Genomic DNA, 24,022 nt, shown 5'->3' on the forward strand with positions numbered 1-24,022 from the left:
TATTCTTTTTCTATTAACCTATTATTTTGTTTTTCTATAACACTTGTAGTTTGGCTGTTTTCATTACGTTTGTACCCTGTATTTCTATAATATATTGACCTGCAGCTAATTTTGGTTTTAAATCAAGAGTGATGGTATTAGTTTCTTTTTTCAGGGTATATTGTTTTTTATAGACCATTTTCCCAGACGTGTTATACACGCTTATTTTTGCTTCACTAATATCTAGCTCTCCTAAATCTATATTCACGATATCATACGATGGATTAGGAAATACCAGCAAAGTATTGGAAGGCTTATTCAAATTGTAATTGATTAACACAATTCCTTTTTGTTCTGACTTACTGTCATTATTATATTGAATAAGTTTATAATAATTGGGTCCTATATAAGGCGTATAATCATATATAAAATAATCCTGAGGTCTATCAATCGTATTCTTTCCGTTTACTCTTTCGAAAAAGTTATAGTTTTTCCCATCTTCTGATTTAAAAATTTCGAAATGGGTATAGGGATTCTCTGAAGAAATACTCCAATTTAATTTTATAGCATTTCCGTCTATGCTTCCTGTAAACCCTGTTAAATCAACTGGTAAAGGATTAATAGGTGCATCTACTTTGAAATTATCTATGGCAAAACTGGGATTATTGTTGGAGTCAGCTGGATAAGGTCCTGAAATAAACTTTGCAATCCATCTTAACTGTACTACTGGCTTATTACTGCATGCTAAGGGTAACTCAAAATCAAAACGCTGAAGCCCCACAGGGTTTGTACCTGACGTTTGCTTGATTGCTCCATTTCTAACTGTTTCTCCTAAATTGATAAAATCACCCTCTGTCCCTATTCTGTATTGTAAAGCCAATGCTATTACCAACTTATTATTTACCCCATCATACAGGTTACGTATAGTCATAGCATCAAAAGATATTTTCACTTTTTCTTCGGGCGGAACAGAGCTGGTTTTTAAAGCTACTACAAGTGCATAATCATGACCTGTACCGTTTTTAAACCCTAGTTTACCTGCAAAATTATATGGATAATTACCTGTTGATGACGCACTTCCATAACTTAATGAAGAAGCATTCGCAGCTGCAGGCTTAATACGTGGGTTTAACTCTGGATACCCCCCTGATTGACGAGCTGTTTGTACCATCCATGTAGTCCACCCTAAAGGATAGGCTGTTCCTGTTCTATCAAACTGCTGTGTATAGCCTGCTGATATATCTATAGGTTCTGGATTATATATAGCTTCTTCTGCAACAACATCTAAGTTTTTCAACTTTTCATCTAGCCATGTACAAGATAAATCTCTGGATACTTTATTAAAATCATGTCCTTGTCCATGTATAAAAAAGTCATAATCTGTTTTTGTTTTACCTGTTAATGAGCGGTAATAAGCATCTATCTTTCTATGTGCTTCTATTTGGTTTGGTTGCCAATTTGATGGATCGGCAGGTGAAACCTGATACAAAACAGGTCGTGGTGCTGCCATCATCATAAACAGATTTACATGTTTATCCAGCATACCATTTTTGGATGGTTTTTTAAGATATGTAGCCAGTTCATCTGAATTCTTATCCCACCACGCATCCTCAAAACGCATCATGGCACCCGAATTTACAACTGCTGCTTTTATGCGAGAATCAAATGCAATCAGCATCAATGCATCCATAGCACCTAAAGAATGTCCCAGTATGCTAATTTTGTCTTTATCTACAAAATCAAAGGACTCCAGTACATTCAAACCTATTTTAAGGTCATAAACATTTTTCCCAGTTAAAGTAAAACCCGGATGTTTTTCTGTAAGATAGTTCTGAAATGCAGCTGTTTGCGCTTCGTAATTTCCGTCTGGTAAAAGCTGTCTTTCTCCATAACCTGCTCTATCAGGCGCAAAGGCTATATATCCTTTCTTTACTATATCTAATGCGTACATCCTGTTTTCCCGTGATATTTGTTCGGCAATAGTTGTTGCCGGACCGGGATAAATGCCTACAACTTTATCTTTTCCTATTTCGGTAGTAGGATGCGGACATATAACTACCGGCAACTTTGCTCCCTCTTGCATATTAGCAGGAACCAACAGATAGGCGTAACAATATTCGTTTTCGTCTACTAAATATTTTATATGCCAGCGTTCGTACCCTTCTTCGGTTATTTTTGAAAGAATATGTACCTGAGGGTGTTCATAGTTTGCATAATCTGGTCCCATCGCTATATACAGTTCTTGCATAGACAATCTAATATCATTTTGAGTGACAAGTGGTTGCTGTCCTAACACCATCTTCACACTGCTCAATAAAATGAGTAAACAAATTGTTATTCTGTAATAGTTAGGCATTTTATGTAAAACCTCACTCATTTTTATTGATATAACTTCATCATTTATCTCTTTCTGAGAAAATGGATAACTGCTCTGGATATTGTTCATAAGTTGGTTATTCATTTAATCTGCAGCTATTATTCGCTATTTTTTAAGACCGTGGTTACTACTGTACTTCGTTTTCCGGAAGGGCTTATGGTAACTGCCTTTAGTTTTCTTTCTTCGCCTTTTGGCACCCATACATTAAAAGGGCTTTGATATTCATTATCAAAATCATGAGGTGTAAAACCGTCTATCGTATAATAAATTTTAGCTCCTTTAACTGGTTCTTTCAATGAGAAAAGAAATTTTTCACCTGTCACTGTTCCTTCTTTCAAACCTAATGGTTCGGGAACATTGTACCTTTTACCCTCTCTATCTCTTATAGCAAGATGTTCTGGCACTCTGTTTTCAGAAAAATCAGTCCAGTTTTTATTGGCCAATGGTGTCCATGCTATTTCTGAAAGGGCGTATACTCTTGGGAACAACATATACCAAACCTTCTCTGGTGTTTTCGTATATTCTGCCCACAGATTTGCCTGAACGCCTATTATATACTTCTGTTCTTCGGCTGTTAATTCGGTAGGTGTAGGGTCATAAGAATAAACTTTTTCCAAAGGAAGAAAACCGCCCTGTAATACTGTTTCTTCCCCTCCTTTTCTTTCTTTATGATCAAAATACAAATGGGTATGTGGTGTCATAATCACATCATGCTTTTCTTTTGCTGCTGCTATTCCACCTTTTGTACCTCTCCAACTCATTACAGTAGCATTTGGTGCAATTCCACCATCCAATATCTCATCCCAGCCTATTATATATTTTCCTTTAGCATTAAGATGTTTCTCTATTCTTGTAATAAAATAAGATTGGAGATCATTTTCATCTTTTAAATTTTCGTCCTTTATGCGCTTTTGACAATGCTCACAAACTTTCCATCGATCTTTGGGACATTCGTCTCCTCCAATATGTATATAACGCGATGGAAAAAGAGGAATCACCTCATCCAATACATCTGTTAAAAAATTAAATGTTTCTTCTTTTCCAGCACAGTACACATCTTTTATGACTCCCCATGTCTCATGTGTTTTAAATGGACCTGGATTATCTCCGCATCCTAAATAGGGATAAGCTGCCAGAGCTGCCATAGAGTGTCCCGGCATCTCAATTTCCGGAATAACAGTTACATATCTAGAAGCCGCATAAGCCACTACTTCTTTAATCTCTTTTTGCGTATAATAGCCTCCATATTTTATTCCGTCATAACGTAAAGGAGGTATTCTGGAATGCCCCACTACAGTTTGTGCCCTAAAAGCTCCGGTTTCGGTAAGTTTAGGATATTTCTTTATTTCGATACGCCACCCCTGATCATCTGTTAAATGCCAGTGAAAGGTATTGAGTTTATAAAATGACAGTATATCTATATATTCTTTTATAAAATTGACAGGAAAAAAGTGTCTGGACACATCGAGATGTAGCCCTCTGTAACTATATCTGGGATAATCTTTGATTTCTACAAATGGAAATGCATGCGAATTATGATCAAACAGCTGTATCAAAGTTTGTATTCCATAGAATATTCCCTGTTCCGTCGCAGCTGTAATACTAATACCTGTCTGATTTACAGAAAGCTTATAACCTTCTGTCGGTAAATCCATCTTTTTATCAATAGCCAACAATAAACTTCCGTTCTTTTTTTTATTTCCATTTCTAAAAACAACAGTCTTAGCTCCTGCTGACTCTAATAAAGATTTTGAAAAATTTAATAGGTTGTTACTACTAAAACCTATTGTCTCTAAAACAGCGCTTTCTTTCAGTTTATAACTACCCGATAAAACCTTCACTTCTGCCGGATAAGGAATAATACTTACGGTTCTATTTTCCTGCGCTTTTATATCGGCTTGAAAAAAACTCCCTATTCCCAAAAACAAGACACACAAAATGCCCCTGTTAAAAAATAACTTAATCATAGTATATTTACGTTCAATTTATATCTCTCAAATAGAGCTATCTTATACAATACAGATAGCCATGTGGGGTATCAGCTTATTTTTTACGTAGTTGGTACATGGCTTCAGCATATCTTTTCCCTAATTCTCTTGCTGATTTGGTATCCAAATGCACTCCATCGCTTATGGGAGTAAGTCCTTCTGCTGTTACTAATGCAGAATTTTCTATTTCTTTTGCTACATTCTGAAGAACACTATTAAAATCTTTGAAATTTTCTTTGTAATACCCTAACTCTCCTACTACAAATGGAACTCCAGGAGCATTCAAATCTTTACGAAAATCGGCAACCAATTTTTTCAAACGATCCATATATTTTGCTTTCCTTATTTCATTGGTATCACTTTCTCCCTGATGCCATAAAATACCTTTAAGAACACCTGATTTTAAAGCTATCTCTGCTCTTTTTATGGCATCATCGTAAGGATAATCAGGAAAGTCTTTTGAAAACCTAATCCCTTCTCTCCACGACTCTATACCAGATCCTCCAACGGCACAGGGTATCAATCCTATTTTTATTTTTTTGTTATTCTCCAGACCCAATAAAGTATTTGCAAAACTCAATCCTGGGCCAACACCTACGTAGCCTGGCCTGTCAAAATGTATAGGATCTTGCGCTACAACCCACTTTCCCTCCTTATTCAAGGACAGTATATGAGCATTTGTTTGTTTGCTTATCTCATCTATCGAACCTCTGCCAGCCATATTAGACTGACCAACCAGTAAATACAAATGAAAATTTTTATCTATTCCATTCGTTTTACCCTTTGTAGGTGCCTCTTCTTTTTCAACTTTAGCAAGTGTTGCCTCTTTATCTTTAACAGCGCTGCAACTTGATGATACAGTACTAATGCCTATAAGCATCAGTACTGTATATTTAATAAATCTTAGGTTCATGTTAATGTATGTATCGTCGGTTTTAATATTCTTAGCTTAACTGTAAACTATCTCTTCGCTAAACAGTTTTATACCTATTAACCATATAGCTATTCTTCCCAGATTGATTTCAATGTATATATATACATGTCTTTTATTTCTAAACCTCCAGTCCATGAATGAAAACGAAAACCCTCTTCGTTTTTCATTAATTTTTGATTATAAAATGAAAAAGCTCCACCATCAATAAAAGTTTCTATAGAAGCTTTATCAATAATGATATCAACATCTATTTCTAAGCTTGTAGGGTCAGACGGTGAATAAAAAACATCATTTACAAAACTATTTCTTAAATCAACTTTTAATAGGTCCTGCCCATTTAAACTAAATGTTCCAGCTTGTGTAGTTGTTATTCTTGATGCCAGTTTAAATTTCAATCTTAAAGGTGACTCATTATTAAACTTTTTTAAAATCGTATTAGCCTCATTCTGAGTAATATTCTTATAAACATGCTTTTGATCATATAATTTTTCTATTTCCTTTACAGGATAACTATATAATCGAACTCCACTCCTAGTTGTACGCAATGTCAATTCTGTTGGGAACATCATTTGCTGATTAAAAGGACTTCCTTTCGTATTAATCCCCTTTCCCCAGCTTATTTGAACCCTACGATTGGGATCTTCCATATTATTAAATGTCTGTCCTCCATAAGATGTACCTTTAACATAATTCAATCTTTCTGATTCCGGAATAAACACTTTCCCATCAAAGTTTCCTACCATATAGACTCCCGACCCTCCAGACATAACCCATTTCTTATTTTTAATATTTCCATCTACAGGTAATTCATAAAGCTCTGGACACTCGTAAAATCCAGCTATATGACTTTGGTAATTCCAATTTTTTAAATTTCCAGAGTTATATATAGAAAGACCGTCTTTTTCATACAAAACCATAACCCATTTTTTTGATGGCTCATGCCAAAACACTTTAGGATCGCGGGTCTGTACCGTATTCAATTTTTCACCAGAATTCAATATTGGATTTTGATCATATTTCGTCCAAGTACGTCCATCATCAGAGCTATAAGCCATACATTGTGTTTGTATATCCTTTCTATTCCAACTAGTATAAAAGACTACCATAGATGGTTTATTATTTTTATTGAAACCTGCTGTATTATTATTATCCACTACGGCTGAACCAGAAAAAATCATTCCTCCTTCATCTGGATAAAGAGCAACAGGAAGCTCTCTCCAATGAATTAAATCCTTGCTTACTGCGTGTCCCCAATGTATTTCAGTCCACCTGGTATCATAAGGATAGTGTTGATAAAACAAATGATACTCTCCATCATGGTATACTAATCCATTCGGATCATTAAGCCATCCCCTCATACTTGTATAATGAACTTGAGGTCTATTTTTTTCCTTATACATACTATCAATTCCTGCAATTTTTCCAGATTGATAGATTTTCGTTAAATTATCATCTACAGAAGATGATGACACCTCTATATCTTTCCCTTTAAACTGTGAAACATCAGTGAAAATCCAGTAATCCGGTTTTTCATTTGTAAATCGAGCTTCGAAACTACGAACAGTCTTTCCGCCTATTTTAATATCCAATTTTTTAATATTACCTGCCATTGACACAGGGATATTTAAATAATTGTCCTTTAATTTCATTTTTAAAAGTGATGGTTCCTTTTCTGGAGCAGGTGCCTTAACTACAACCTCAAAATTATCAATTGCAAAACTCGGTATGTTGTTAGAACTTACAGGATATGAACCCGAAATATATTTGGTTATCCATCTTAAATGAACAATAGATTTATTGCTGCATACTTCCGGTAATTCAAAGCTAAAGCGATTACTAGCAGCAGGTTCGTTACCTGAAGTTTTCTGAAACTCACCATTTCTTATAGTTTCTCCTAGGTTAATAAAACTACCTGTATCACCTATTCTATATTGTAATGCCAAAGCCAATATAAGATCTCCACCATCGCCTCCTAAAAGGTTACGCATAATCATTGCATCAAAAGAAACATTAACCCGCCGATTATTTGGTATTCCTTCAGTATTAAGAGCTGTATAGATTCCATAATCTGTTTGGTTACCATTTTTAAAACCAATGGCCTTATTAAAAGTATAAACAGAAGCCAAAGTAGTATTAGCTCCTCCTCCCATATTAAGTTTAGCTATATCAGAATCCTTTATATTTACTTCGATAACACGAGGATTTGTTCCTGTTTTCACTGCAGAAGCGACAACATTCCATGCACCCCAACCGGAAGGATATATTCCACCCTTTATTTCATCAAAACTCTGAAGATAGGTTTTCGACTCTATTATCTTTATAGAGGATAAATTATTCGGTTTAATTTGTGAATAAAGAAAATTACTTACAAATAGTAATAAAATCGGTATAGTACTTTTCTTAATAGATTCTTTTTTCATACATATTAAATATTATTTTACTTGTAATTTCCCAGTCTTGCTGCTGCCATTGCCATCTACTTTTATAAAATATTGCCCTGCCGGAATTTGACCACCTAAAGCAAGTCTTAATGTATTATTCCCCTTATCTAATGAATGTTTTTGATGGTAAACTTTTCTGCCAGAAACATCATACAGCTGAATACTAAAAAGCCCTCCTTTTAGATCCTCTATTTTTATATTAACCTCATTATAAGCCGGATTTGGATATATTATTAAATCTTTTGAGGAGTTAATTAAACCAAAATTTACAATGGATATTCCTTTCTCCTGCGCTGTACCATCTCTATCGTACTGAATAAGTTTATAATAATTAGCCCCCACTTGCGGTGTTTGATGGTAAACAGAATAAGTATTTACATTAGCAGTTGTAGCATTTCCTTCTACTCTTTCTAAAAAGTTAAATGTTTTTCCGTTTTTTGAGTAGAATAGCTCAAAATGGCTATTATTACTTTCTGACAGCGTAAGCCAGTTTAAACGCACTTTATTTGCCTCTACTTCTCCTTTAAAATACTTTAAGTTTACAGGTGTTGTTGTTACTACCTCGGCCATAAAATTATCTATAGCGAAGCTGGGGATATTGTTAGAACTTAAAGGATATGAACCTGAAATATATTTAGTTATCCATCTTAAATGAACAATCGAATTACCACTACACTCTGCAGGTAAAACAAAAGAAAACGTTTGCTGACTAGCCGGAATTATTCCCAAATTCCGCTGTATTTCCCCATTTCTTATAGTTTCCCCTATATTAATAAAATTACCTGTATCACCTACTCTATATTGTAATGCCAAAGCCAATATAAGGTCTCCGCCATCACCTCCTAAAAGGTTACGAATAACCATTGCATCAAACGAAACTTTAACTCTCCGATTATTTGATACCTCCTCAGTATTAAGAGCTGTATATATTCCGTAATCTGTTTGATTACCATTTTTAAAACCTATAGCCTTATCAAAGGTATAAACAGAAGCAAAAGTAGTGTTAGCCCCTCCTCCCATATTAAGTTTAGCAATATCGTAATCCTTTATATTTATCTCGATAACACGAGGATTTGTTCCTCCCATTACTGCGGATGCGACAACATTCCATGCACCCCAACCGGAAGGATATATTCCACCTGCATTAGGTGTTGATTCAATTATTTCATCAAAACTCTGAACATAAGATTCCTCCTCTTTTATTTTTATAGGCACAAGAGAAGTGGGTCTGGTTTGCGAACTCACAAAAGTTGCAGTACACATCATTAACGTAAAGGATAAAAAACTCTTTTTCAGCAAATTACTTTTCATACATTTCAGTATTATATTATCTTAACTGTAATTTCCCAGTTTTACTGCTACCGTTACCCTCTACTTTTATAATGTACTGCCCTGCGGATATTTTCTCTCTTAAAGCAAGTGTTAATGTATTGCTTCCTTTATCTAATAAATATTGCTGACTGTATACTTTTCTTCCTGAAATATCGTAAACCTGAATATTGAAAGTTCCTCCTTTTACATCTTCTAATTTTATATTCAACTCGTTATAAGCTGGGTTTGGGTATAAGATTAAATCTTTAGAAGAAGAAACCAGGCCAAAGCTTACAGCGATTAAGCCTTTCTCTTGGGCCGCTCCATCTTTGTCATACTGAATAAGTTTATAATAATTTATCCCGGTTACAGGTTGGTTATGGTAAATAGCATAGTTATTTACCTGACCGGAGGTACCTTTACCTTCTATTCTTTCCAAAAAATCAAACGATTTACCATCTTTTGAGTATAATACCTCAAAATGGCTATTAGTGGTTTCTGATAACGTAACCCAGTTTAAACGCACTGTATTGTTTTCTACTTCCCCTTTAAAATACTTTAAATCTACAGGTGCGGTTGTAACTACTTCAGCTATAAAATTATCAATAGCAAAGCTGGGCATATTATCTGAAGGATCAGGACGTGTTCCTGAGATATGTTTTGTGATCCATCTTAAATGAACAATAGCTTTACCGCTACACTCGGCAGGTAAAACAAAAGAAACCGTTTGCTGATTTGCCGGAATTGATCCTGATGTCTGTTGATTGGTACCGTTTTTTATTGTCTCATCAATATTTATAAAATCTCCTGTGTCGCCAATTCTGTATTGAAGTGCTAAAGCCAACATAAAATCGTTGGTAGTACCATCATATAAATTGCGTATCACCATTGCATCAAAAGAGATTTTAACGCTTTTCCCTGTAGGCACAGATGTAGTGCTTAAAGCTGCATAAATAGCAAAATCTGAGCTGGTACCATTTTTAAAACCTAATCTCTGACCAAAAGTATAGACAGAGGCTGTTGTTGTAGCTGCCGATCCCCCTATATTAAGTTTAGCAATACTATTAGTCGTCGGGCTCTCTATAATACGAGGATTAGGTAATCCTCCTTGTTGAACGGCACCTATATTCCATACCCCCCACCCAGAGGGATATATATCAGTTCCGCTTGTCCCAGTTATCCCATTAAAATTCTGTACGTAAGGTTCCTCTTCCGTTATTTCTATAGGAGAAAGAGAAGTTGGTCTGATTGTTTGCGAACTCACAAAGCTTGCGGCACCTATTATCAACACAAATGATAAAACACTCTTTTTTAGTAAATTAGTTGTCATAATTTATCTTTTTAGGTTCAACAATAAAAACAATATAGAAGCAAGGCTGGTTAAAAACCTTGCCTCTATAACTTAATTTTATAAGCAGTTATTTTTGTACTTCTGCGACAAAGTTGTCTATAGCAAAGCTTGGTAGACTTGCTGTATCTTCTGGAATTGCACCGGATATATGCTTAGTAATCCAACGTAGCTGAATAACTGGTTTTCCTGCACATTCATCTGGTAAAATAAAGGAAACTGTTTTTTGTACGGCTGGTATTCCTCCGGTCTCTCTTATAGTTGCATTATTTTGGATAGCTTCATCAATTGTTTTGAAGTCACCTGTGCTTCCTATTCTGTATTGCAAAGCCAGCGCATTGATAAGATTACCTCCTGCAGCACCATATAGGTTACGCATAACCAATGCATCAAACGTCACTTTTATCTTTTTAGAAGCAGGAACAGACGAAGTATTAAATGACGCATAAATCCCTACATCTGAAGAACGACCATTTTTAAATCCCAATCGTTTGTTAAAAGTATATACTGAAGCTACTGTAGTAGCTGCACTGCCAGACATAAATAGTTTAAGCATATTCTCTTTTTCAGGAGCTTCTCTAACACGGGGATTGTTGTTTTGTTGATGTCCTTGCTGTATAGCACCTACATTCCAAGCTCCCCAACCTGACGGATATTTCCCATCTCTTACCCCATCAAAGTTTTGGACATATGCTGCATTTTCTTTTATTTCAATAGGTTCGAGTGCATCGGGTCGTATTGTCTGAGCATACACAAAACTTGTTAAACCTGATGTTAACACAAGCGCCAACGCACTTTTCTTAGAAAAAATAGATCTCATAAAAGTTATATAATTAAATGATTAATAAGTTTAGAATTAGAAACAGTTGGTTATTTGATAGCCACTGCCATATTTATAATTTGATCGTATATACCTCCCTGAAAGTCTCTTGCTTCTAAAGAGAAAGCATCAGCAGCAGCTATATCATCGTTATACAAATATTTCACTACTCCCTTACGAATTTGTTCTTGAGTAAATGAGGTATTTACGGTTGCTGGTAAACTATTAATCACCAGAAATCCTTTTTGTGGCAGAGTAGTTACTGCATAAGAAATATTCTTATCATCAGTCCCTTTAAAACGCAGATCATCTAGTGTAAGTACCTTAACTTTACTATTTAGTGGTACCTCTACTGTATTGATATTTTCTGGAGACAGAATAGATATACCCGGATTATACATGATGATACGGGATTTAAATTTCCCATTATTAAATTCTTTGCTTCGGAAAGAGATTCCATTATCAGCAACAGTGTAGGCTCCTATATTTATAAATGTCTTCCCCTGTTCCAGATAGGAAATATAATGTGACGAGATATCAACTTTCTGCCAGGTATTTAGCTTTCCTTTTGCATCTAATCCTCCTATGGGAACTGAACCAAATGCCGGAGCATTCCCCCAGTTGACTGCCATTTCATTAAAATCATCATTATTGCATTCATAAAAATTCACATAAGAATCTCTTGAAGAAACTTCTATTTTGTTAATGTACACTTCTAATTTAACAGAACCTATCCTACCACCGGCATAAGTCGGAGCTTTAACGGGTAGCTGTACTAGCATTTTTTTGGCATAGGAGATGTTCACACCAGTTTCGTTCGCTAATTTTGAAGTAATCATGTCCTCGCTACCAAAGTTGGTAGATTTTCTTGCGCCATTACCCAGATAAGTATCCTTTGACACATATAATGTATCTGTTAAATACCCTACAGCAGATTCATCAGGTTTATCTGGAAAGCTGGTACTAGCAATATAATGGGTAACCATCTTAACAACATGAGCCACCCCGTTTTTAAATTCCAGGTTTTGTGATCTTACCCCTGTACTTTGAGAATTGGATGTTTGAGAAGCATTTACTGTCAGTATATATTCATCCGAAGATGATGCTGTTCTTCTAAGATATAAACTGTCTCCACTTAAGCTGGGATATGAGTTTGTTTGCCCAATATTCAGGTCAAAAGACCTTACTCTTGTATCTATTATAGTATTGAGTAAAAAATTCTTAAGTACAATAGGCGGAACATCACCGATATTACTGTACCCCAGATTATTGATAAATGTTTTTAAACTGGCATTTTGAGGAATAATAACTGTTAGATTGACATTATTATCATCAAATAAAGACCTTAAACCGGCTTGTTCTACTGCCCTTCCGTACAAACCTATATTTGTCGAATCGTTTTCATGGAAATTATTCTCTGATAAATACTCCCACATAGTTTTGTCTAACAATTGGTATCCGGCTGGATTATGTTCTGTTTTTGCATCTTTTAATAGAGAAAACTTCTCACAAGAAGACATACATACAATTATTACCGCAACAAAAACACTTTGTATAAATTTTAATCTTTTCATAACGCTTTCGTTTATTTGTAATACTCATTTTGTTCTATTAGGGGGTTTTGCCTAATAATATTCAGGTTAATAGGAAACAGTATATTTTCCTGACTTTTAAGCCCGTTAATAGATTCCATTTTAGAGATAGCTTTACCTGTTCTTACCAAATCAAACCACCGTTTTCCTTCAAAACAAAGCTCTTTTCTACGCTCCTCAAGTATAACCTCATGCGCATCAGCAATTGTCATAGCCTTAAAATTAGATTCTGTAGTACTTCCAGTTGGACCTGTCAAATTATTATTAGAAGTATTTGTAGCACTAGCTACGCCAAAAACTCTTTCTCTTACTCTTTTTAACAATGTCCAGGCTCCATTTAAATCACCTTTTAAAACCAATGCTTCTGCTCTTAATAAAATGATATCCGCCAAACGGTATAAAATCACATTTTTATCATTCTCTTTTGCTCTGTCAAAGGTGCCCTTAGGAAACATCTTGAATATTTGGCTTTCTGATTTAAAATTGTTTCTCAGCCTTAAATCAGTTGATGAAAATATAGAGACAAATGCAGGGTGCACATAGTAAAACACTACAGCAGAACCACCTCCAAATAATGATGCTAACCCTGAGTTTGTTCCCTCAGCATAACTAAAGGCTATTTCAAATATGGACTCTGCGCTAAATCCTTCAATAAACATTTTAGCATATTCCGTATTGTCTATATCTACATGTGGTTTTGAGAAAAAATCGATAGACGAATCATAAAGATTGGCCAACTTGTATTGAGTGGTATTACTTAAAATTCTATTCGAGGTTATTAATGCACTATCCAGTTTATTTCGCCACATATAATAATCTGTGAGCATAGCATCTATAGCTCCTTTAGTTAAAGTTGCCCTTGTTTTTCTGTTATCAGTATAAGAGGCGGGTAACAGCGGTTGTGCTCTTAATAAGTCTGTAGAGATTTGATTGTACACCTGTAAAGTATCTGTACGAGTTCTTTTAAAAGCATTAATATCTCCATCGTACTCTACCGGATCTGTTACCAATGGTACATTCCCCCATACTTTTACCATCCACAGATAACATAATGCTCTTAAACCTAAAGCCTGACCCAAAATTCTATTATATTCTGCATCTTTATTTACATACAAACCTTTAGCTTTCATCTCCTGCACATTTTTAATTATAAGATTCACCTGTCCTATAACTCTATAAAAATTCCCCCAGTCTGTATATGCATAATCTGCATTTAATGTATTATTGGCTAATGCATAAGTACCCGCATTATATAATTTAACATCCAGGTTATCTGCTCTGGCTTCTCCATAAGTTATAAACTCTGTATTAAGTGTTGTTTGCAATCTGAAATAAGCTCCATTCAACGCTGCGCTTGCTTGCGCCGGTTCATTCCAGAAGTTCTGATACGAGTATCCTGTTATAGGTTCTTTATCTAAAACAGATTCACAGGAACAACAGATTAACAGACATACACTTAAAAATATATTCGATATCTTTTTCATTTTACTAAAACTTTATGTTTAGAGATAGGTTATACGATCTGCTTTTAGGAAAAGCACCGTTGTCTACACCAAATCCAAATGGATTAACACCAGCACTCACTTCAGGGTCATAACCTGTATAGCTTCCAAAAGTCAACAGGTTTTGTGCGTTAATTCCAATGTTGGCACTTGCCATGTTCAGCTTTTTTGTGATACTGGTCGGCAAATTATAGCTTAGTGCTATATTCTGTAACCTGATAAATGAGCCGTCTTCGATAAAAAGACTACTTACCGCATAATTCTGCATCGGGTCTCCTAAAACCAGTCTTGGTATATCGGTAACATCTCCTTGTTTTTTCCACCTGCGCAGTTGTTTGTCAGAATAATTTGGTTCCCATTGGTTACTATCCTGGTTTCTCCACAACTGATTAAATATCTTGTTGCCGAAAACATAATTAACAAAAACGTTTAACGTAAATCTTTTGTATTCAAACTTGTTTTGTAAACCGCCAAAAGCTTTAGGAGTAGGATTACCTATAATTTGCCAATCGTTAATATCAATAACACCGTCATTATTAACATCTTCAAATATGACATCTCCTCCTTTATAAATATCTCCATTCACAGATCCTTTCCTATATTGGGACGAAACCCCATTATGGTCTATGTAGACATTATCTTCATCACGAGCATACACTCCAAGAGCCTTATAACCATAGAAAACACCTACTGCTTCCCCTACTCTTGCTAAACTGTAGGCATTCGGACGATAGTCTTCTCCGCCCGGTAAAGAGGTTACCGTATTTTTATTGGTGCCAAAAGTAAATGTTGATGTCCATTTTACGCCTTTATTGAGGACTACTCCATTAATATCAAATTCAAATCCTTTATTACTTAAATCACCTAAATTAAAGGGCATACTATTATACCCTGTTTGGGAAGGTATTAGCACATTAAACAACAAGTCATAGCTATTCTTTACATAATAATCTGCTGTAAAATTTAACCTTCCTTTTAGAAAAGATAAATCAGCTCCTATATCCAATTGTCGGGTAGTTTCCCATTTAAGATCCTTATTGGGCATAGTATTAACTGTTAAAGCAACCTCTTCCAAATAAGAACCAGCTCTTCCAATAGCCCCTTGTGATGCATAATTACCTATAAATTGGTTTCCTGTCACCCCATAACTGGCTCTTATTTTACCATCATATAACCATTTATAAGCTTTCATGAATTTTTCCTGAGAAAACCGCCACCCTCCTGATACTGATGGGAAATATGCATTTCTGTTATCTTCTCCAAAACGAGATGAACCATCTCTGCGCATTACAAATGAAGCAAGGTATTTTCCTTTATAATTATAGTTAAGTCTTGTGAAATAAGAGAGCAAGGCATTTTCTTGCATATTTTGACTAAAAGTCCTGATTCTTGCGGAACCATTTATAGAAGTAATTTGATTATCAATATTGTCAAGCCCCCTTACATAAGTAGAGTTAGTTTTAACCAATCTGTAAGACTGACCTAATAATGCTGTTAAATTATGACCCCCTTTTATTTTTTTAGTATAGGTCAATGTATTAGACTGATCAAATAAAGTGGTCATTTCTGGGCGATAATCACTATAAGTTGGTGTTGCAGAAGAACTTGGTGACAGTATAGGAGGCCAATAATAAAATGCCTCTGTATCACTAACATTTAATGCAAAAACAGTTTTGAAATCTAAGCCTTTAATAATATTTACTCCTACTTCTTGTCGTCCTATAAAATTCCATCGTTTTATATCGTTGGTTTCATATTGTACCCTGGCAATAGGATTGGCTTTAGACCCCTCAAATAGAGGTATTAATTGCCCTGTAATAGGATCATAAGGCGAATAAACCGGCATAGTGGTGAGATACCTAAAAACAACCCCATTATCCTGCCTATTGTATTGGAAATTGGAAAGATTAAAACTTGTTGTCCCACGGATAGACTTATTGAGTTTATAATTAACCTTTGCTGTTCCAAAAACCTGCCTATATTTTGTTTCTATCATCACAGGAGGTAAATTTCTGTACCCCACACTAACAAAGTAGTCTACATTTTTTTCTTTCGAACTCCCCCCAATACTAAAATCAAATTTTTGCTGATAAGTGGTTCTGTACATAATATCCTGCCAGTTATAGGAATTACGGTAATAGGGATGTAACGAGTCATATAAAGGAATACGATCTTTAGGGGTCCCTCTAGCATTCAGATTAGCTTCATAGTTAGCTTCACGAAACTGCGCAGCATTAAGAACTCCTATTTTTCTGGAAATTTCAACAAAACTGCTATTATATGAAAAATTAATAGTTGGTTTTTTAAATGTTGAACCACTTTTTGTAGTAATTAAAATTACACCATTAGAAGCCATTGCACCATAAATAGAGGCTGTTCCGGCATCTTTCAATACTTCAATGGAGGCTATATCTGATGGGTTGATATCATTTAATGGACTAAAACTGGCGCCGTCTTCAGAGAGAGACGTAAAAGCTGTATTTTCCATAATTACTCCATCAATAATATACAAGGGTTGGCTTGCCCCATTTATGGATGATACTCCCCTTAATGTTATATTAGCTCCAGCTCCAGGTTCTCCTGAATTGGTAGTTATCTGTAACCCTGCAATTTTCCCCTGCATACTTGTTACCAAAGAACCTCCGGCAAATTGGTCCATTTGTTCTTCTTTTATAGAAGATACCGCTCCCGTAAGCTCTCTTTTAGATTGAGTACCATACCCTACTACTACTACCTCTTCCAATTTTTTAAAGGTTTTTCTCATGGATACATTAATCACATTCTTGTTTCCTACAGTGACTTCTGAGTTATCAAAACCCATAATTGAGAAAACCAATATGGAGCCTTCCTCAGGCACTTTTATAGAGTATCCTCCGTCTACATTAGTTTGAGCATAAGTCTTTGTATTTTTAACTGCAATAAGAACTCCTGGCAAAACCTCTCCCGTATCGTCAGATACTATTCCGGTTATAGTTTTTGGTAATTGCTTGATACTGTTTAAGGTGTTTACCTCTGTTTTTATCCCTCGCTTGTAACTAATTGCTATAGTTTTTTCCTTCATAAAATAGGTTAACGATAGCGGAGTTAATACACTTTCTAAAACATCTTCCAGAGATTTATTATCTGCATTAACGGAAACTAATGTATTAGGTCTTACATAACGATCATTATATATAATCAGATATCCTGTTTGTTTCTCTATAGTTTCCAGAATTTTGGTTAAAGGTTGGCTTTTAACTTTTAATGTAACTGTTTGCGACAGTGATGCAGCACTTATATGCAAGCAAAAACATAGCAATAACAATGATGTTAGCTTCATAATTCGCAATAATTGGTTAGACTCACTAGATCTTTTTTGACAGCCTAATGAGCGAATAACATAATTTATCATTACGTTTGTACGTTTGGATGGTTTAAATAATATTTCGTTTAATACTTGGTCTATCCGAACAATAGGGGAAGTGTTAGCCGCACTTCCCTTTCTTGTACTGTTTGTTTTGGTTAATACTTTATTCCCCCATACTCTATATATTTTAAATACCTATTAAATATGTTAAATGATTATTTTTTTAATTTACAATGAGCTTCTTCCCCTCTAAACGAACACTAATATTCGAAGCATTTAGCAATTCAACGATTGATTGTATAGGTAAATTTTTACTCATCTTACCAGTAAAAGTCTCTTCAGGAATCCCCTTAGTGTACACCACTTTTAAATCATACCAGCGAGCTATTTGCTTCATCATTTCATCTAAAGGAGTATTCTTAAAGTGGAATAGGTTCTCTTTCCATGCAATAAACGAGGTAACATCTACTTCTTTTACCTGAATAGCTCCATTTAGACCTTTCTTACTTTGTTGATTAGGTTTTAATATAATTTCTTGCTTATCAATTTCACCTGATTCTTTGGTAGTTACTGGGCGAATAGCAACTATCCCTTCCACCAAAGTGGTTGTTATATCAGTATCTCCCTCATAAGCCGACACATTAAACTGGGTGCCTATGACTCTTAAACTTTGTCCGTTAGTTTTAACTATAAAAGGAACTTTACTTTTTGTTACTTTATTAATTTTTGAAGCCACATCAAAATATGCCTCTCCCTGTAACTCTACTATACGTTCTTCATCCTCAAATTTTGCTGGAAGAGACAATGTAGTTCCCGCATTAAGCCAAACCTGAGTCCCATCTGAAAGAATTACTTTGTAACTCACTCCTTTCGGAGTTGTAAGAGTCAAGTATTCTTTTTTTGAGTTATTTTTAAGATCTCTTTTTCTGTTTATAGAGTATACATCATTATCTAATACCATAGAACTATCCTGATAAAGGATATTGTCGCTGATAATTATTCCTTCTTGTTCTGTATTCAGACTAATCTTTTGCCCGTCAGCCAATGTTAAAACTGCACCGTTATCTATAGAAGGGATCTTTTTAAGATTAATACTTATAGGTTGCTTTTCCCTCGTTAAATGATAATGATTTAGCATCCAAAGCCCGACACACACGGTAATACCAACAAGAATAGCAGCATAAGGCAACCACTTCTTCCAAATACTTTTTACGGGAACAGATATACGGGATAATACAACCTGTTCCATTTTTTTGGACTTTTTTGCACCATCTCTATTTTTCCACAACTCATCAAATAACTTTAAATCAGCTACCAACAGTTCTTCGTTAGACAATTCATCCAACAACGTACGGTTCTCTGGTGCCACATTTGTCCACTCTTCCAATACAGACAGTTCTTCAGAGGTAATCGTTCCTTGAAGCTTCCTAAAAATCAATACCGAAATTTCAGTCCGTACGTTATGCATCTTTTCTTTTTCGTATTTTCTAATAGAAACAGGAAAAGTCAAAGAACCTGTCTTAAAATTTTATTTTTTTTTATTAGACCGAATTTTAGGGATAGAAATGGAATAATAAGTACAGCAGATTAACTCATTAACACACAAATAATAAATAAAATAAACCTATCTAACAGGGGTAGAAAGAATATATAAGAATATAATGTAATACAACAAACCTTTATTCTTAAAGAATTTTTGTAAAGTTTGTGTCGCTCTGGAACGAGCTAGAAATACGGCATTTGGAGAAATACCCAACTCTAAACAAATTTCTTCTGTAGAAAGTCCTTCAAAATAAGACAACCTAAAGACCTTAGCTTGCTGTGTAGGTAACCGTTCTAATTCCTGATAAATAAGGGCTATGGTTTCTGTATGAATAATTCCTGTCAACACATCATTACCTGGCTGTAAAATTTCTTCTGACAATTCATCATAGTTAGTACGCCGGCGTGTATCTGCTAATTCTAAATGATTAAAACAGGCATTTCTGGTAGATATGTATAAAAAAGCCTTTATATTCTCTAAGGATTTAAAATTCTTTCTCGCCTCCCATACTTTTACAAAAGTGTCTTGTACAATTTCTTCCGCGACTTCTTCCCTTTTCACAATACGTTGTGCAAAATAGGTTAGCTCACGCAAATGTTTTTGCATAAAGTATCGAAGCCCTTTTTGCTTTCCTTCTCTTAACAAATTTAAATGGGAATCTATAGTCGTCATTGTAAACGCAATTTAATGCAAAAAAAATCAAAAAACATACTACATAAATAAAATACCTAATAAGCAATAAAAATCTAAATTACACAGATTGTCATGAAATCTCTCTCTATAACATTATTCAATAAGTTAGAGGTACTACATTTTCAATTAAAAATAACATTGTGTATAAGTACACTTGCTACATTTACTAAATGTAAATTGATGATATACTAAAATAAAAAAAGGCAAAAGATTATTAAAATCTTTTGCCTTTTAGCGGGTAAGCAATGGGGCTCGAACCCACGACCCTCAGAACCACAATCTGATGCTCTAACCAACTGAGCTATGCCTACCGTGTTTTGTGACGACAAAAGTATAACAAAAAAGCAGATTAAACAACTTTTAAAGCTTTTTTTTCATTTTTTCAATTAATCATCTGATTATAAGACTAAAAAACTTTTACCCTACAGATTTTAATAGCAATGCTTACCTTCGCTACATGATTCAATTGTATACAGACGGTGCTTCAAGCGGTAATCCGGGTCCTGGAGGATATGGTGTAATCCTACGTTCAGGTCCTCATTATAAAGAAATTTCTGAAGGATTTAGGATAACCACCAACAACAGAATGGAGCTACTTGCAGTATGTATTGGACTGGAAGCAATTAAGAAACCTAATCAGACGGTTACTGTATATTCTGACTCTAAATATGTGATTGATTCAGTAGAAAAAAAATGGGTATTTGGTTGGTTAAAAAAAGGATTTGAAGGAAAAAAGAATAAAGATCTTTGGTTAAGATTTTTACAACTTTATAAAATTCATAAAGTAAGCTTTATTTGGGTAAAGGGACACGCCGGGCATCCTGAAAATGAAAGATGTGATCAGTTAGCGGTTTTGGCTTCTAAAAGCAAAGATTTGAAAATAGATACTGTATTTGAGGCTACAAATGGGAATACTTAAAAATAAAATTCAAAAAACCTGAAGACAGTTTACTATACCATCTTCAGGTTTTTCAAAAAAGCTTATACAGATTTTTTACTCATTGCAATTCCGTGCTCCAGCCCTCTCAATTCGGCCAAACCTCTTAAACGCCCAATAGCAGAATAACCCGGATTAGTTGTTTTATTCAAATCGTCCAGCATTTGATGTCCATGATCTGGCCGCATAGGAATACACTCTCCCCTCCTTTGCATTAAATCTACAATTTCATTTACTACGGCGAACATATCTACATCTCCTTCTAGATGATTGTCTTCATAGAAATCACCAAATTCATTTCTCCTGGTACTTCTTAAATGCAGGAAATTAATGCGGTCACCAAATTGTTTTACCATTTCAGGAAGATTATTATCTGCTCTAACACCAAATGATCCGGTACAAAGACATAATCCATTACTTAATGAAGGTATTGCATCTACCAGAGCCTGAATATCCGAAGCTGTGCTTACCACCCTTGACAATCCCAAAATACTATAGGGAGGATCGTCAGGGTGTATTACCATTTTCACACCACATTCTTCTGCTACAGGTATAATCTGCGAAAGAAAATAAATCAGATTTGCCCTCAGCTGCTCAGCATCAACACCTTTATACTGATCTAAAGCATTTTGAAATTTCTCTAAAGTAAAGCTTTCCTCGCTTCCCGGCAAACCGGCTATAATGTTTCTTTGCAGAAGCAACTTCTCATCCTCTGACATGAGCTTAAAACGCTCTTCTGCCCTCTTGATCTCCTCAGCGGTATAATCAGACTCCGCTCCCTTTCTTTTCAGGATAAAGACATCAAAAGCAACAAAAGCAGCTTTCTCAAATCGTAAAGCCTTAGATCCGTCTTCCACTTCGTAGGCCAGATCGGTTCGGGTCCAATCTAAAACAGGCATAAAATTGTAAGTCACAGTACTGATACCACAACTCGCCAGATTTCTGATAGACGTTTTATAATTTTCTATGTGCAGAATATAATCTCCGGTTTGTGTTTTTATAGCTTCCGAAACCGGCACACTTTCTACTACATTCCATACTAAACCTGCATTTTCTATTATCTCCTGACGTTTTTTTATCTCTTCACAAGTCCACACTTCTCCATTAGGAATATGATGTAAGGCACTTACTACTCCTGTACAACCCGCCTGCAAAATATCAGATAAACTAACGGGATCATTAGGTCCATACCAACGCATGGTCTGGATCATTCTATAATTCATTCTTTTTCGCTAAATCTTAAACACCACCAAAAACGGCAAAACCTCCGTCTACATTAACTACCGTACCTGTCACAAATTTAGAAGCATCGCTTAATAACCATACCAATGCACCTTCTAATTCTTCTGCTTTTCCAAAACGTTTAAACGGAGTTTGCTTAACCACTAAATTTCCTCTTTCTTTATATGTTCCATCCGGATTGGTCAATAAATCTCTGTTTTGTTCAGTAAGGAAAAATCCCGGAGCAATAGCATTCATTCTGATAGCATCTCCGTAACGGTTTGCTAACTCTACAGAAAACCATTTTGTATAACTATCTATAGCTGTTTTTGCCATACTATAGCCTAATACTTTTGTTATTACTCTTTGGGCAGACATAGATGAGATATTAACAATAACACCATTGCCTGTACTTACTATATCTGGACCAAAAACTTGTGTAGGTATTACAGAACCAAAAAGGTTAAGGTTTAATACTTGTTGCAATGCCGGAATATCCAGTTTAAAAATATCGGCTCCTGGCTCCACTACCGCTCCTGGCATGTTACCTCCGGCTCCATTTACCAAAGCATCTATTTTTCCAAACTCTTTAAGAATAATTTCTTTAGCTTGGATCATACTTTGCTCATCTAAAACATCTGCGGCAACACCTATTGCCTGGCCTCCACTGGCATTAATTTCTGCTGCCCTGTTTTTAGCAACATCTTCTTTTCTGCCTAGTATGGCTACTTTACCTCCTGCCTGTGCTATGGCACTTACAAAAGATTTCCCAAGTACACCGGTTCCTCCGGTTACGACAACGACTTTCCCTTCTAAAGAAAATGGATTATTATTCATATATCTATAGTTTTTTATTTTTGAAATAATGGTTCTTTTTAACGGAACAGATAATATTATCGATGAATTTCCTTATTTTTTAGGTATTTTAGCCTATATTTTTAGTATTTTTTTACGTAATCCATTACGTTCTTTTTTCAGATGAAAAATATAACGCTTAAAGAACTTGCTAAACAGCTTAATTTATCGGTGCCAACTGTATCCAGGGCACTCAATGATAGCTATGAAATTAGTCAGGAGACTAAAGATAAGGTTAATGCTCTTGCTCAGGAACTTAATTATCGCCCTAATCCTTTTGCTTCCTCATTACGTAAAAACAGAAGTAAAACTATTGCTCTTGTAATTCCAGAAATATCCAGCGTATTCTTTTCTCAGATAACCAAAGGTGTAGAAGCTGTGGCCAACAACAAAGGTTACCATGTAATTATTTGTTGTTCTGATGAAAAAATTGACAAAGAAACTGAGATTGTACAACATCTTATTGATGGACGGGTAGACGGTATTTTATTATCTACGTCTGCCGAAACTACCGACGGCAAGCACCTGGAAAGCTTTGTTGAACGAAAAATACCTGTGGTATTATTTGACAGAACCATAGAAAATATGCCTTTTTCTTCTGTTACCAGCAACGATTACGAAAGTTCTTACGCTGCTACAGTACATTTGATTGAAAATAATTGTAACAGTATTGGTTTTTTAAAGTTTGGCAAAAACCTTCAAAATATTGAAAAGCGATTAAAAGGTTACCAGCAGGCTTTAACTGATTATAACCTGAAACCAAACAACAATCTGATATTAACTTTGGAGCAGGATGCTGATGAAAATATTGAAAAAATCAAAAGGTTTATCCTAAATAAAAAACCTGATGCTTTATTCGCTTCTGTTGAACACCTTGCAATGGCTACTTATGATGCCTGTAAACAGATTGACTTAACAATTCCCAACAACCTTAAATTACTGGCTTATTCTAACTTAAATATTGCCCGACATTTTAGCCCTCCATTAACAACAATTGTGCAACCAGCCTACGAAATTGGAGAAAGTTCGGCTACTTTACTACTTAATTTACTTAAGAACAAGCATCTTGACGAAATTGAGGATCTGATGATAGATTCTGAAATATCGTTCAGAGCATCAACAGAAAATTAAATAA

The 24,022-nt window shown here is 35.1% G+C and carries 16 protein-coding genes and 1 tRNA gene; 2 read left to right on the forward strand and 15 right to left on the reverse strand.

From position 1 onward, the window contains the following. Positions 1-34: 34 nt before the first annotated feature. From ACFSAH_RS18100 to ACFSAH_RS18160, 13 genes are all read right to left on the reverse strand, one after another. Entirely contained in the window at positions 35-2,440 is a 2,406-nt protein-coding gene (locus tag ACFSAH_RS18100; protein ID WP_379664158.1) for a T9SS type A sorting domain-containing protein, read from the reverse strand. A gap of 14 nt (positions 2,441-2,454) precedes the next feature. Beyond that, positions 2,455-4,323 (reverse strand): beta-N-acetylhexosaminidase, encoded by a 1,869-nt coding sequence (locus ACFSAH_RS18105; RefSeq protein ID WP_379664159.1) that lies wholly within the window; start codon positions 4,321-4,323, stop codon positions 2,455-2,457. A gap of 76 nt (positions 4,324-4,399) precedes the next feature. Beyond that, on the reverse strand, positions 4,400-5,257 hold the full coding sequence (locus tag ACFSAH_RS18110) for a sialate O-acetylesterase (protein WP_379664160.1): 858 nt from the start codon (positions 5,255-5,257) through the stop codon (positions 4,400-4,402). An 89-nt stretch (positions 5,258-5,346) separates the two neighbouring features. After that, positions 5,347-7,698 carry a glycoside hydrolase family 32 protein gene (locus tag ACFSAH_RS18115; protein ID WP_379664161.1) on the reverse strand — a complete coding sequence of 784 codons (2,352 nt, stop codon included), beginning with the start codon at positions 7,696-7,698 and terminating at the stop codon, positions 5,347-5,349. 12 nt (positions 7,699-7,710) lie between these two features. Beyond that, complete coding sequence (locus tag ACFSAH_RS18120) at positions 7,711-9,030, reverse strand: T9SS type A sorting domain-containing protein (protein WP_379664162.1); 1,320 nt, start codon at positions 9,028-9,030, stop codon at positions 7,711-7,713. A 16-nt stretch (positions 9,031-9,046) separates the two neighbouring features. Further along, positions 9,047-10,360, reverse strand: coding sequence for a T9SS type A sorting domain-containing protein (locus ACFSAH_RS18125; protein ID WP_379664163.1), 1,314 nt, complete (start codon positions 10,358-10,360; stop codon positions 9,047-9,049). Between the two features lie 88 nt (positions 10,361-10,448). Next, positions 10,449-11,198, reverse strand: a complete 750-nt coding sequence (locus ACFSAH_RS18130; protein ID WP_379664164.1) for a hypothetical protein — start codon at positions 11,196-11,198, stop codon at positions 10,449-10,451. A 50-nt stretch (positions 11,199-11,248) separates the two neighbouring features. Beyond that, a complete protein-coding gene (locus ACFSAH_RS18135) occupies positions 11,249-12,772 on the reverse strand; it encodes a CBM96 family carbohydrate-binding protein (protein WP_379664165.1) in 1,524 nt (507 codons plus the stop codon). 11 nt (positions 12,773-12,783) lie between these two features. Beyond that, positions 12,784-14,274: a RagB/SusD family nutrient uptake outer membrane protein gene (locus ACFSAH_RS18140; RefSeq protein WP_379664166.1), complete on the reverse strand. Its 1,491-nt coding sequence runs from the start codon at positions 14,272-14,274 to the stop codon at positions 12,784-12,786. Positions 14,275-14,278: 4 nt separating this feature from the next. Beyond that, positions 14,279-17,611 (reverse strand): TonB-dependent receptor, encoded by a 3,333-nt coding sequence (locus tag ACFSAH_RS18145; RefSeq protein ID WP_379664167.1) that lies wholly within the window; start codon positions 17,609-17,611, stop codon positions 14,279-14,281. A gap of 250 nt (positions 17,612-17,861) precedes the next feature. Continuing rightward, a complete protein-coding gene (locus ACFSAH_RS18150) occupies positions 17,862-19,106 on the reverse strand; it encodes a FecR family protein (RefSeq protein WP_379664168.1) in 1,245 nt (414 codons plus the stop codon). A 156-nt stretch (positions 19,107-19,262) separates the two neighbouring features. Beyond that, positions 19,263-19,853 carry an RNA polymerase sigma factor gene (locus ACFSAH_RS18155; RefSeq protein ID WP_379664169.1) on the reverse strand — a complete coding sequence of 197 codons (591 nt, stop codon included), beginning with the start codon at positions 19,851-19,853 and terminating at the stop codon, positions 19,263-19,265. A gap of 258 nt (positions 19,854-20,111) precedes the next feature. Beyond that, positions 20,112-20,185: transfer RNA gene (locus ACFSAH_RS18160), tRNA-His, on the reverse strand. Positions 20,186-20,331: 146 nt separating this feature from the next. Here ACFSAH_RS18160 and rnhA point away from each other — a divergent pair. Beyond that, positions 20,332-20,793: a ribonuclease HI gene (gene rnhA / locus ACFSAH_RS18165; RefSeq protein WP_379664170.1), complete on the forward strand. Its 462-nt coding sequence runs from the start codon at positions 20,332-20,334 to the stop codon at positions 20,791-20,793. A 62-nt stretch (positions 20,794-20,855) separates the two neighbouring features. On the opposite strand, the gene uxuA is transcribed toward rnhA, so the two are convergent. Beyond that, positions 20,856-22,034, reverse strand: coding sequence for a mannonate dehydratase (gene uxuA / locus ACFSAH_RS18170; protein ID WP_379664171.1), 1,179 nt, complete (start codon positions 22,032-22,034; stop codon positions 20,856-20,858). 16 nt (positions 22,035-22,050) lie between these two features. Next, entirely contained in the window at positions 22,051-22,869 is an 819-nt protein-coding gene (locus ACFSAH_RS18175; RefSeq protein ID WP_379664172.1) for an SDR family oxidoreductase, read from the reverse strand. Positions 22,870-23,010: 141 nt separating this feature from the next. Here ACFSAH_RS18175 and ACFSAH_RS18180 point away from each other — a divergent pair, with 141 nt between their 5' ends. Then, positions 23,011-24,018, forward strand: a complete 1,008-nt coding sequence (locus tag ACFSAH_RS18180; protein ID WP_379664173.1) for a LacI family DNA-binding transcriptional regulator — start codon at positions 23,011-23,013, stop codon at positions 24,016-24,018. Positions 24,019-24,022: the final 4 nt, after the last annotated feature.

Origin of the sequence: Pseudopedobacter beijingensis (genome assembly GCF_042678145.1) — a bacterium.
Classification (GTDB): Bacteria; Bacteroidota; Bacteroidia; order Sphingobacteriales; family Sphingobacteriaceae; genus Pseudopedobacter; species Pseudopedobacter beijingensis.

Bases quoted from the DNA above. Each gene is read 5' to 3' on its own strand.
- ACFSAH_RS18100 (WP_379664158.1), bottom strand. From the start codon at position 2,440: ATGAATAACCAACTTATGAACAATATCCAGAGCAGTTATCCATTTTCT.
- ACFSAH_RS18105 (WP_379664159.1), bottom strand. From the start codon at position 4,323: ATGATTAAGTTATTTTTTAACAGGGGCATTTTGTGTGTCTTGTTTTTG.
- ACFSAH_RS18110 (WP_379664160.1), bottom strand. From the start codon at position 5,257: ATGAACCTAAGATTTATTAAATATACAGTACTGATGCTTATAGGCATT.
- ACFSAH_RS18115 (WP_379664161.1), bottom strand. From the start codon at position 7,698: ATGAAAAAAGAATCTATTAAGAAAAGTACTATACCGATTTTATTACTA.
- ACFSAH_RS18120 (WP_379664162.1), bottom strand. From the start codon at position 9,030: ATGAAAAGTAATTTGCTGAAAAAGAGTTTTTTATCCTTTACGTTAATG.
- ACFSAH_RS18125 (WP_379664163.1), bottom strand. From the start codon at position 10,360: ATGACAACTAATTTACTAAAAAAGAGTGTTTTATCATTTGTGTTGATA.
- ACFSAH_RS18130 (WP_379664164.1), bottom strand. From the start codon at position 11,198: ATGAGATCTATTTTTTCTAAGAAAAGTGCGTTGGCGCTTGTGTTAACA.
- ACFSAH_RS18135 (WP_379664165.1), bottom strand. From the start codon at position 12,772: ATGAAAAGATTAAAATTTATACAAAGTGTTTTTGTTGCGGTAATAATT.
- ACFSAH_RS18140 (WP_379664166.1), bottom strand. From the start codon at position 14,274: ATGAAAAAGATATCGAATATATTTTTAAGTGTATGTCTGTTAATCTGT.
- ACFSAH_RS18145 (WP_379664167.1), bottom strand. From the start codon at position 17,611: ATGAAGCTAACATCATTGTTATTGCTATGTTTTTGCTTGCATATAAGT.
- ACFSAH_RS18150 (WP_379664168.1), bottom strand. From the start codon at position 19,106: ATGCATAACGTACGGACTGAAATTTCGGTATTGATTTTTAGGAAGCTT.
- ACFSAH_RS18155 (WP_379664169.1), bottom strand. From the start codon at position 19,853: ATGACGACTATAGATTCCCATTTAAATTTGTTAAGAGAAGGAAAGCAA.
- rnhA (WP_379664170.1), top strand. From the start codon at position 20,332: ATGATTCAATTGTATACAGACGGTGCTTCAAGCGGTAATCCGGGTCCT.
- uxuA (WP_379664171.1), bottom strand. From the start codon at position 22,034: ATGAATTATAGAATGATCCAGACCATGCGTTGGTATGGACCTAATGAT.
- ACFSAH_RS18175 (WP_379664172.1), bottom strand. From the start codon at position 22,869: ATGAATAATAATCCATTTTCTTTAGAAGGGAAAGTCGTTGTCGTAACC.
- ACFSAH_RS18180 (WP_379664173.1), top strand. From the start codon at position 23,011: ATGAAAAATATAACGCTTAAAGAACTTGCTAAACAGCTTAATTTATCG.